The 9671-nt window shown below is 69.1% G+C and carries 11 protein-coding genes and 1 pseudogene; all 12 read left to right on the top strand.

Annotated features, from left to right (window positions below; genetic code table 11):
* A partial coding sequence (gene purB / locus V6M46_RS01900) for an adenylosuccinate lyase (protein ID WP_332662036.1) occupies window positions 1-1228 on the top strand: 1228 nt, incomplete at its 5' end.
* Window positions 1229-1254: 26 nt separating this feature from the next.
* On the top strand, window positions 1255-2037 hold the full coding sequence (gene yidC, locus V6M46_RS01895; RefSeq protein ID WP_332662035.1) for a membrane protein insertase YidC: 783 nt from the start codon (window positions 1255-1257) through the stop codon (window positions 2035-2037).
* A 70-nt stretch (window positions 2038-2107) separates the two neighbouring features.
* Entirely contained in the window at window positions 2108-2971 is an 864-nt protein-coding gene (locus V6M46_RS01890) for a phosphoribosylaminoimidazolesuccinocarboxamide synthase (RefSeq protein ID WP_332662033.1), read from the top strand.
* 69 nt (window positions 2972-3040) lie between these two features.
* Window positions 3041-4597: a long-chain-fatty-acid--CoA ligase gene (locus V6M46_RS01885; protein ID WP_332662032.1), complete on the top strand. Its 1557-nt coding sequence runs from the start codon at window positions 3041-3043 to the stop codon at window positions 4595-4597.
* Between the two features lie 64 nt (window positions 4598-4661).
* The gene (gene purS, locus V6M46_RS01880; RefSeq protein ID WP_056402110.1) at window positions 4662-4904 is read left to right on the top strand and encodes a phosphoribosylformylglycinamidine synthase subunit PurS; all 243 of its coding nucleotides are present in this window, start codon (window positions 4662-4664) and stop codon (window positions 4902-4904) included.
* Window positions 4901-5572: a phosphoribosylformylglycinamidine synthase subunit PurQ gene (gene purQ, locus V6M46_RS01875; RefSeq protein WP_332662029.1), complete on the top strand. Its 672-nt coding sequence runs from the start codon at window positions 4901-4903 to the stop codon at window positions 5570-5572. The genes purS and purQ overlap by 4 nt, the downstream gene beginning before the upstream one ends.
* 164 nt (window positions 5573-5736) lie before the next feature.
* Window positions 5737-6360, top strand: a complete 624-nt coding sequence (locus tag V6M46_RS01870; RefSeq protein ID WP_332662037.1) for a TOPRIM nucleotidyl transferase/hydrolase domain-containing protein — start codon at window positions 5737-5739, stop codon at window positions 6358-6360.
* A 23-nt stretch (window positions 6361-6383) separates the two neighbouring features.
* The gene (locus V6M46_RS01865) at window positions 6384-6602 is read left to right on the top strand and encodes an SCO4848 family membrane protein (RefSeq protein ID WP_332662028.1); all 219 of its coding nucleotides are present in this window, start codon (window positions 6384-6386) and stop codon (window positions 6600-6602) included.
* Window positions 6603-6616: 14 nt separating this feature from the next.
* The gene (locus tag V6M46_RS01860) at window positions 6617-6895 is read left to right on the top strand and encodes a GNAT family N-acetyltransferase (protein ID WP_332662026.1); all 279 of its coding nucleotides are present in this window, start codon (window positions 6617-6619) and stop codon (window positions 6893-6895) included.
* 181 nt (window positions 6896-7076) lie between these two features.
* Window positions 7077-8450: a DEAD/DEAH box helicase gene (locus tag V6M46_RS01855; RefSeq protein ID WP_332662024.1), complete on the top strand. Its 1374-nt coding sequence runs from the start codon at window positions 7077-7079 to the stop codon at window positions 8448-8450.
* A 100-nt stretch (window positions 8451-8550) separates the two neighbouring features.
* Entirely contained in the window at window positions 8551-9372 is an 822-nt protein-coding gene (locus V6M46_RS01850; RefSeq protein ID WP_332662023.1) for a sulfurtransferase, read from the top strand.
* Window positions 9373-9423: 51 nt separating this feature from the next.
* Window positions 9424-9671 (top strand): annotated as a pseudogene (locus V6M46_RS01845) (hypothetical protein); the annotation flags it as partial.

Genomic DNA, 9671 nt, shown 5'->3' with positions numbered 1-9671 from the left:
CTCGATCGCGGACCGCGAGAAGGTCACCCGGCACGACGTCAAGGCCCGCATCGAGGAGTTCGCGGCCCTCGCCGGCACCGAGCACATCCACAAGGGCATGACGTCGCGCGACCTGACCGAGAATGTCGAGCAGCTGCAGATCAAGGCTTCGCTCGAGCTGATGCGCGACCGCGCGATCGCCGCGCTCGGCCGGCTCGGGCGGCTCGCGACCGAGCACGCCGAGCTCGTCATGGCGGGCCGCAGCCACAACGTCGCGGCCCAGGCGACGACCCTCGGCAAGCGGTTCGCCACCGTCGCCGACGAGCTGATGGTCGCGATCGAGCGGCTCGACGACCTGATCGTCCGCTACCCGCTGCGCGGCATCAAGGGCCCGGTCGGCACGAGCCAGGACCAGCTCGACCTGCTCGGCGGCGACGAGGACCGGCTCGCCGAGCTCGAGCAGCGCGTCGCCCGCCACCTCGGCTTCGACAAGGTGCTCACGAGCGTCGGCCAGGTCTACCCGCGATCGCTCGACTACGACGTCGTCACGGCCCTCGTCCAGCTCGTCGCGGCGCCGTCCAACCTCGCGACGACGATCCGCCTGATGGCGGGCAACGAGACCGTCACCGAGGGCTTCCGCCCCGGCCAGGTCGGCTCCAGCGCGATGCCGCACAAGATGAACACCCGGTCGTGCGAGCGGGTCAACGGGCTCGCGGTCATCCTGCGCGGGTACGCCTCGATGGTCGGAGAGCTCGCCGGCGACCAGTGGAACGAGGGCGATGTGTCGTGCTCGGTCGTCCGCCGCGTCGCGCTGCCGGATGCGTTCTACGCCGCCGACGGGCTGTTCGAGACGTTCCTGACGGTGCTCGACGAGTTCGGCGTGTTCCCGGCGGTCATCCAGCGCGAGCTCGATCGCTACCTGCCGTTCCTCGCGACGACCAAGGTCCTCATGGCATCCGTACGCAACGGCCACGGCCGCGAGACCGCCTACGACGCGGTCAAGCAGCACGCCGTCGCGGTCGCGCTCGAGATGCGTGAGAAGGGCGCTGCCGAGAACGACCTGTTCGCCCGGCTCGCCGCCGACGAGCGCCTCGGCCTGTCCGAGGCCGACCTCGCGACCCTCGTCGCCTCGCCGATCGACTTCACGGGTGCCGCGGTGAGCCAGGTGCGCGCCGTCGTCGCCCGCATCGAGCAGATTCTCGCGGCGAACCCGCACGCAGCGGCCTACACTCCAGGATCAATCCTGTAGCTTCCCGATTCTCCAGGGGGACCACGATGGGCTTCCTCGGCGATCTCGTCATGACGCCGCTGTACTACGTCGTCTCGGCGTGCCTGCTGGCGTGGCGCGAGATCTGGGAGTCGCCCATCCCGGACGACGCTGGGTGGCAGTGGGCCCTGGCGATCGTCGGGATGACCGTCACGATCCGCGTGCTGATGGTGCCGCTGTACGTCCGGCAGGTCGGGGTGCGCCGGGAGATGCGACAGCTGGAGCCGAGGTTCAGGGACCTCTTCGTGGAGTACGGGCACGACCGCGCCCGCCTCATGCAGGAGCAGCGCAAGCTCTGGAGGGCCACGGGTGCGAATCCATTGCTCTCGAGCCTGCCGCTCGTCCTGCTGGGCCTGGTCCTCTTCGCGCTCTTCCGGATCGTCGACGCGGCGGCGTCGTACACGCCGAGCGATGGCGCGTTCGAACGAGGATTGATCACCGAGTCGCAGGCACAGTCCTTGGCCGGCGCCGACGTCCTCGGCGCCAAGATCGCCGACACGGTCCTCGACGGCTCGAGTTCGGAGTCGACGGTCGTGGGCCTCGCATTGATCGTGGTCATGTGCGTCACGCAGGTGATCGCCCAGCGCCAGCAGAGGGCCGAGCTGCCGCCGGCGCTGTCGGAGCAGGTCGCGAACCAGCAGCGGTTCTTTGTCTTCGCGCTCCCTGCCCTGCTCGCCGCGATCGGCCTGGTCCTTCCGCTCGGCGTCCTCATCTTCTGGACGACGTCGAAGGTGTGGACCGTGGGCCAGAATCGCCTCCTGCGCGACGACCCTGGTCCCGCGACCGCCTAGCTCTCGACATCATCTGCCCATCATGCGGTGGCCCGGAGAGGCGGCGCCGGTGCGCCACTAGGCTGACCCTGTGCCACTTGAGATCCCCGGAGCCCGCCACCTGCACTCGGGCAAGGTGCGTGACCTGTACGAGGTCGAGGACGGCAACCTGCTGATGGTCGCGTCCGACCGCATCTCGGCCTACGACTTCCTGCTGACGCCGGGCATCCCCGACAAGGGCGAGATCCTCACCCGCATGTCGCTGTGGTGGTTCGACCAGCTCAGCGACATCGTGCCCAACCACGTCGTCTCGACGGCGGTTCCCGAGCGCGTACGCGGCCGGGCGCTGATCGTGGAGAAGCTCGAGATGTTCCCGGTCGAGTGCGTCGCGCGCGGCTACCTCACCGGCTCCGGCCTGATCGACTACAACGCGACCGGTGAGGTGTGCGGTGTCCCGCTGCCGGCTGGACTCGTCGACGCGTCGAGGCTGCCCGAGCCGATCTTCACGCCGGCGACCAAGGCCGAGATGGGCGAGCACGACGAGAACGTGTCGTTCGAGCAGATCACCGAGACGATCGGCGCCGAGAGTGCTGCGGCGCTCCGCGACCTGACGCTGAAGGTCTACGCGCGCGCCGAGCAGATCGCCCGCGAGCGCGGCATCATCCTCGCCGACACCAAGCTCGAGTTCGGCGCCCGGCCCGACGGCACGATCGTCCTCGCCGACGAGGTGCTCACGCCTGACTCCTCACGGTTCTGGCCGGCCGACTCGTGGCAGCCCGGCCGGGCCCAGCCGTCGTACGACAAGCAGTTCGTGCGCGACTGGCTGACCTCGCCCGAGAGCGGCTGGGACCGCGCGAGCAACCGGCAACCACCCGCGCTGCCTGCCGAGATCGTCGAGAAGACGCGTGAGCGCTACGTGCAGGCCTACGAACAGCTGACCGGCGAGACGTTCTGATCGGACGCTCGCCCACCCTCCAGATACTGCGGGTATGGTGAGAGGCCCGTCACACCTGGAGGAGTCACCGTGGCCAATCTCGCCGCCTTGCTGGAGCAGTCGACCGAGAAGTATCCCGACCGTACGGCGATCGTCTTCGGCGACACCCGGTTGACGTATGCGCAGGTCAACGGTGCTGCGAACCAAGTGGCGAACCTGCTGGTGTCGCGCGGCATCCAGCCCGGTGACAAGGTCGCGCTGTCGTGTCCCAACCTGCCGTACTTCACGATCATCTACTTCGGCATCCTCAAGGCCGGCGCGACCGTCGTCCCGTTGAACGTGCTGTTGAAGGGCCGCGAGGTGGCCTATCACCTGGCCGACTCGGACGCCAAGGCGTACTTCGCGTTCGAGGGCACGCCTGACCTGCCGATCGGCGATGCCGCCTGGGAGGGGTTCCAGGCCACGGAGTCGTGCACCGAGTTCTTCCTGATCAAGCTCGACTCCAAGCAGCCCGAGCCGATGGAGCCGCCGGAGTTCTACGGCCCGTTGGTCGCGCAGCAGCCGCCGACGTTCGAGACGGTCGAGCGCGACGACGACGACACCGCGGTGATCCTCTACACGTCGGGCACGACGGGACAGCCCAAGGGTGCGGAGCTGCGGCACCGCAACATGCGCGACAACGCGCTGGCCAGCAAGGACCTGTTCGACGCAGACGAGGCCAACCCTGACACCTACCTGTGCGTGCTGCCGCTGTTCCACTCGTTCGGGCAGACCGTGATCCAGAACGGTTCGGCCGCGTTCGGTGGCACCGTGGTGATGCTGCCGCGGTTCGAGGCCGAGTCGGCGCTGCGCCTCATGCTGGCCAACAAGGTGACGTTCTTCGCGGGTGTGCCGACGATGTACTGGGGCCTGCTCGGCGCGCTCGACGACAGCGTCGACGTGGAGGCGCTCGCGGCGAACCTGCGCGTCGCCGCAGCCGGCGGCTCTGCCCTGCCGGTCGACATCCACCGGCAGTTCAAGGAGCGTTTCGGCGTGACGATCCTGGAGGGCTACGGCTTGTCGGAGACCTCGCCGGTGGCGTCGTTCGCGGTCTTCGGCGAGGAGCCGCGGGTCGGCTCGATCGGCGTGCCGATCCCGGGCGTCGAGATGAAGCTCATCAACGACGACTGGTCGGACGTACCTGACAGCCCGGACGCGATCGGGGAGATCGCGATCAAGGGTCACAACGTCATGAAGGGCTACTACAACCGGCCCGAAGCGACAGCCGAGGCGATCCGCGACGGCTGGTTCCGGTCCGGTGACCTGGCCAAGAAGGACGAGGACGGCTTCTACTACATCGTCGACCGGTCCAAGGACATGATCATCCGCGGCGGCTACAACGTCTATCCGCGCGAGATCGAGGAAGTCCTCATGGAGCACCCGGCGGTGTCACTGGTCGCGGTGATCGGCGTCCCCGATGAGTCCCACGGTGAGGAGATCAAGGCCGTCGTCGTCAAGAACAAGGACCACGACGACGTCTCCGAGGCCGACCTGATTGCGTGGGGCAAGGAGCAGTTCGCGGCCTACAAGTACCCGCGGATCGTCGAGTTCGTCGACGCCCTGCCGATGACCTCGACCGGGAAGATCCTCAAGCGCGAGCTGTCGTGAACGCGGGTTCGAGGACCCGCGAGGCACCGATAGACTGAGGCCACCGACCACTCAAGGAGCGTCCGTGGCCCGCGTCATCGTCGATGTCATGCCCAAACCCGAGATCCTCGACCCGCAGGGCAAGGCCGTCCACGGCGCGCTCCCGCGGCTCGGCTACCACGCCGTGACCGACGTGCGTCAGGGCAAGCGGTTCGAGCTCGAGGTCGAGGTGGTCGACGAGGCCACGCTCGCCGAGGTCCACGCCCTCGCCGGCACGCTGCTGTCGAACCCGGTGATCGAGGACTACTCCGTACGAGTTGATTCATGAAGATCGGCGTCGTCACTTTCCCCGGTTCTCTCGACGACGTCGACGCGCAGCGCGCCGTACGCATCGCAGGTGGTGAGCCGGTCGCCCTGTGGCACGGTGACCACGACCTCAAGGGCGTCGACGCGGTGATCCTGCCGGGCGGCTTCTCGTACGGCGACTACCTCCGCGCCGGCGCCATCGCGCGCTTCGCGCCGGTCATGACCGATGTCATCTCGGCAGCCGAGGGCGGCATGCCGGTACTCGGCATCTGCAACGGCTTCCAGATCCTGTGCGAGTCGCACCTGTTGCCCGGTGCCCTGATCCGCAACGACCACCGCACCTTCATCTGCCGCGACCAGACGCTCAAGGTCGAGAACGCGTCGACCGCGTGGACGTCTGACCTGTCGGTCGGCGACGAGATCGTCATCCCGCTCAAGAACGGCGAGGGCGGCTTCGTCGCCGATGACGAGACGCTCGACCGCCTCGAGGGTGAGGGCCAGGTCGTCTTCCGTTACGTAGACGTCAACCCCAACGGCTCGCTCCGCGACATCGCCGGCATCACCAACGCACGCGGCAACGTCGTCGGCCTCATGCCGCACCCCGAGCACGCCGTCGAGGACCTCACGGGCCCCGGCACCGACGGCCTCGCCCTTTTCACCTCGGCGCTGGCCACCCTCACCTCCGCCTGACCCAAGCCCCGCGGGAGGTGCCGTCACTCCCAGCGGGGAGCGGGCTGAACGGCTCGTACGTCTGGCGTTCGACCGCTTCATCATCGAGCCCGAGGACGCGTGACCGCCAGCCCATCGCTTGCCGCACCTTCCGGGGCGTACGCCAGACTGGGCACGTGGACGAGATGACCCGCCTTCGCGAGTCGGTCGTCGTATGGGCGGCCGGCGGGAACGGCGCTGCCGCTGCCGGCGACCTGGCCAAGGAGCTGGCGCCGGCTGTCGGGCTCCGCACGGTCGTGCTGGTCGAGGGCGTCAGCGACCTGGCGGCTCTGGAGCGCCTGGCCGTACGCCGTGGCCGCGACCTCGACGCGGACGGGATCTGCGTCGTGCCGCTCGGCGGTGCCACGAGCATCGGGCGGTTCCTCGACCTGGTCGGCCCGAAGGGCCTCGGGGTCACGATCGCAGGCCTGTGCGACAGGGCCGAGCAGAGGTTCTTCCAGCGGGCGCTGGACCGGGCCGGGCTGGGGGTCGACGGCTTCTTCGTGTGCGATCCCGACCTCGAGGGCGAGCTCATCCGAGCCCTCGGCGTGGCAGCCGTCGAAGCCGTCATCGAGCTCGAGGGCGAGACCCGGGCGTACGACATCTTCCGCCAGCAGCCGGCCCAGCGGGATCGCTCGGACGAACGCCGACTCCACCGGTTCATGGGCACGCACGGCGGCCGGAAGGAGCAGTACGGCCGGGCCCTCGTCGATGCCCTGGACCTCGACCGCGTCCCGAAGCCGCTCGACGACCTGCTCGCGGGGCTCTGACCACCAGCGGCAAGAATGTCCGCATGGATCTTCCCCTCGCCTGGTCGCTCGTGCTCATCGTCACCGCGGTCTGGAACTTCGTCATCTGGCCGCCGTTCCTCAAGCGCGTACGCAAGGACGAGCGCTCCCGCGACGCCGCCGGCAATGCCACGACGTTCCTGCGCGTGCACACGATCCTCATCGCGATCTCGCTCGCGCTGGCCGTCGCAGTCGGCGTGCTCGGAATTGTCACGCTGTTCTGAGCGTTGACCCCGCCATGACCCACCAGGTGACCCACAACGTCGACGAGAACCGCTACGAGATCCACGTCGACGGCATCCTCGCCGGCTTCACGCAGGCATTCGAGAAGGGGGACGTCGTGACGTTCCCCCACACCAAGGTCTTCGAGCAGTTCGAGGGCCAGGGCCTGGCATCGGAGCTGGTGGCCGGCGCGCTCGACGACATCCGGGTGCGCGGCAAGTTGATCGTGGCGACCTGCCCCTACGTCGCCCGGTTCGTCGACCAGCACCCCGACTACAAGGACCTGTTGGCGTGACGACGGGCACATCGCAGGATTCGTTGGGCACGGCAACCGACTGCTAGAATGTGAATACGTGAACGCGCCAGTCCGGCGCTGTTCCGGCCCGACGAAGTAGCGCGAATCCGCGCGAAATGGATATCGGGCATTCTTTCCCGAATCGTCTGTGAGTTCTTTGAATCAGCCTGAAGGCAGCTCTGTGCTGCCCACCTTTTCCACCCTCGACCTCCCCGCCTCGCTGGTATCCGCGTTGGCTCGCCAGGAGATCGTCAACCCCAGTCCAGTCCAGTCCGCGGTGATCCCCGATGCGCTCGCGGGTCGCCACGTACTGGGCCGCGCTCGTACCGGCTCCGGCAAGACCCTGGCCTTCGGCCTCCCGGTCCTCGTCCGGCTCGCCGGGCGCACGAGCCGTCCCAAGGCCCCTCGCGGCCTGATCCTGCTCCCGACCCGTGAGCTGGCGACCCAGGTGCGTACGGCCATGGAGCCGCTCGCGCAGAAGATGGGCCTCCGCCTGACCACGGTCTACGGCGGCGTGCCGATCAACAAGCAGATCAGCACCCTCCGCAACGGCGTCGACATCGTCATCGCGACGCCCGGCCGCCTGACCGACCTGCTCGACCGTCGCTGCATGACGCTCGACGACATCGAGATCACGGTCCTCGACGAGGCCGACCACCTGTGCGACCTCGGCTTCTACAAGCCGATCGACGCGCTGTTGACCAAGACGCCCGAGTCGAGCCAGCGGCTGCTGCTGTCGGCGACGCTCGACGGCGACGTCAACAAGCTCGTCAAGCGCCACCTGCCCAAGCACGTCCTCCACGAGGTCGACTCCGCCGAGAGCGCGGTCGACACGATGGAGCACCACGTGCTCGTCAGTGCTGCGACCGAGAAGTCCAAGGCCGCGTTCGACCTGCTCCGCGCCAACCCGCGCAGCATCGTCTTCACGCGTACGCGTCGCGGAGCCATGCGCCTCGCCCGCCAGCTGACGCAGAACGGCATCGAGGCCGTCGACATGCACGGTGACCTCTCGCAGCGTCACCGCGAGCGCAACCTCGAGGCGTTCAGCAGCGGTCGCGCCAGCGTCATCGTCGCCACGGATGTCGCCGCGCGCGGCATCCACGTCGACCGCATCGGCCTGGTCGTCCACTACGACGCGCCGGCCGAGCACAAGGCATACCAGCACCGTTCGGGCCGCACGGCTCGCGCCGGTGAGTCCGGATCCGTCGTCACGATGACGACGCCCGAGGCGCTGCGCGATGTCATCCAGCTGCAGAACAAGGCCGGTGTCACGGCGCGTCACCACGACGCGCGCACGGCGCCGTCGCCGATGACTGCCGAGGCGCTCTCCGGAGCCGGCACCGAGGCGCCGCACGCCTCGTCCGTACGCCAGGGTGCCCGCAGCTCGGGCAACGGCGGCGGTCAGAACCGTGGCGGAGGGCGCCCCCAGGGTGGCTTCCGTGGCAACGGTGGCGGACGCCCCCAGGGTGGCGGAGGCAACCGTGGCGGTGGCGGCGGCCGTCGTCGCAGCGGTGGCGGATCCGGCGGATCCACCCGCGTCTACTCGTCCTCCTAGAGGCTCGTACGACTGAAGCGGCGTCATCCCCGGTCACGCACCGGGGGTGGCGCCGTTCGTCATGGGTGGGGAAGGAGCCCGGTCTGCCTAGTCTGTGACCGTGAACATCCTGAGCCAGGCGCCGGAGCTGATGTCGTCGACGGAGCGAGTCGTCCTGCTCGACGTGCGGTGGAAGCTCGGCGGTCCTCCGGGGCGTGAGGAATACCTCGCCGGCCACATCCCGGGCGCGGTGTTCGTCGAGCTCGAGGCAGAGCTCTCAGCGCTCGGCGAGCCGCAGGACGGCCGCCACCCGCTGCCCTCGGTCGAGTCGCTCCAGGCTGCGGCCCGGCGGTGGGGCATCCGCGACGGTGACGGGGTGGTCGCGTACGACGACAACGGCGGCCTGGCCGCGGCGCGTGCGTGGTGGCTGCTCCGCTGGGCCGGGTTCGACGACGTACGCCTGCTCGATGGCGGGCTCGCCGCATGGGTCGCGGCCGGCGGTGTGCTCGAAACGGATGACGTGGTGCCCGAGCCGGGCGACGTGACGCTCGAGGGTGGGCGCCTTGAGACGATCGATGTCGATGGCGCCGCGGCCTACGCGGGTGTGCTGCTCGACGCCCGAGCGGCCGAGCGCTATGCCGGTGAGGTCGAGCCGATCGACCCCAAGGCCGGGCACATCCCCGGCGCGGTCAGTGCGCCGACGACGGACAACCTCGCCGACGACGGCCGCTTCCTGCCGGCGACCGAGCTGCGCCGCCGGTTCGAGGCACTCGGCGTACGCGATGGCGGCGAGGTCGCGGCCTACTGCGGATCCGGCGTCACCGCGGCGCACGAGGTCGCGGCGCTCGCGATCGCCGGCTTCGACGCGGCGCTCTATCCCGGTTCGTGGTCGCAGTGGAGCAACCTCGACGACCGACCCGTCGCCACCGGGGCGGCACCCTGAAACCGACGCGGTGGGCTGCCGCTGTCAGGTGATGCGGGGCACCATGGAGGTGTGAGATCAGCTCTCGCCACAGGGGCCCTCGCCGTCGCTCTCGTTGCCACCGGGTGCACGGACGATGACGGTCGCGCCGAGCCTCGCCCGTCGCGTTCGACGACGAGCGCCACACCGAAGCCGAGCCCGACGCCCAGCCCGACGCCGACGTACGACAGCCGGTCGCTCCCGGCGATGTTCGACGACGAGGTCACCGGGGGAGACCTCCGCCGGGTCGGTCGGCGTCAGGATTTCGGTGCGTACACGCG

The sequence above is a fragment of the Aeromicrobium sp. genome (assembly GCF_036676885.1).
Lineage (GTDB): Bacteria > Actinomycetota > Actinomycetes > Propionibacteriales > Nocardioidaceae > Aeromicrobium.
Note: the sequence above shows the minus strand (reverse complement) of the source record. Positions and strands in the feature narration are given on the sequence as shown.

Bases quoted from the DNA above. Each gene is read 5' to 3' on its own strand.
- yidC (WP_332662035.1), top strand. From the start codon at position 1,255: ATGGGCTTCCTCGGCGATCTCGTCATGACGCCGCTGTACTACGTCGTC.
- V6M46_RS01870 (WP_332662037.1), top strand. From the start codon at position 5,737: ATGACCCGCCTTCGCGAGTCGGTCGTCGTATGGGCGGCCGGCGGGAAC.
- purQ (WP_332662029.1), top strand. From the start codon at position 4,901: ATGAAGATCGGCGTCGTCACTTTCCCCGGTTCTCTCGACGACGTCGAC.
- V6M46_RS01865 (WP_332662028.1), top strand. From the start codon at position 6,384: ATGGATCTTCCCCTCGCCTGGTCGCTCGTGCTCATCGTCACCGCGGTC.
- V6M46_RS01860 (WP_332662026.1), top strand. From the start codon at position 6,617: ATGACCCACCAGGTGACCCACAACGTCGACGAGAACCGCTACGAGATC.